The 288-nt window shown below is 49.0% G+C and carries 1 rRNA gene; it reads right to left on the reverse strand.

Features of this window, described 5'->3' with window-relative positions:
- Window positions 1–130: 130 nt before the first annotated feature.
- Window positions 131–243: ribosomal RNA gene (gene rrf, locus KDM89_RS21805) — 5S ribosomal RNA — on the reverse strand.
- Window positions 244–288 lie beyond the last annotated feature (45 nt).

Here is a 288-nt window from a genome sequence, read left to right on the forward strand (position 1 = left end):
TTTATGTTACTCACAGATATCTTGAGTTTGATTCGCCGCCGTAGCAGTCCAATTCCAACAGCAAAGCACAAAGCAAAGCGTAAAAAGCAAAACCCCCCGTTACGGTTGTAACGAGGGGTTTTTAAAGGGAGCCTGACGATAACCTACTTTCACACTGGTTGCAGCACTATCATTGGCGCAGAGTCGTTTCACGGTCCTGTTCGGGATGGGAAGGGGTGGTACCAACTCGCTATGGTCATCAGGCATAAACTGTCAGTCCGCTGTGCACACCGTCCTTTGTGTGTTCAC

The sequence above is a fragment of the Cognatundibacterium luofuense genome (assembly GCF_018139685.1).
Taxonomy (GTDB): Bacteria; Pseudomonadota; Gammaproteobacteria; order Burkholderiales; family Burkholderiaceae_D; genus Undibacterium; species Undibacterium luofuense.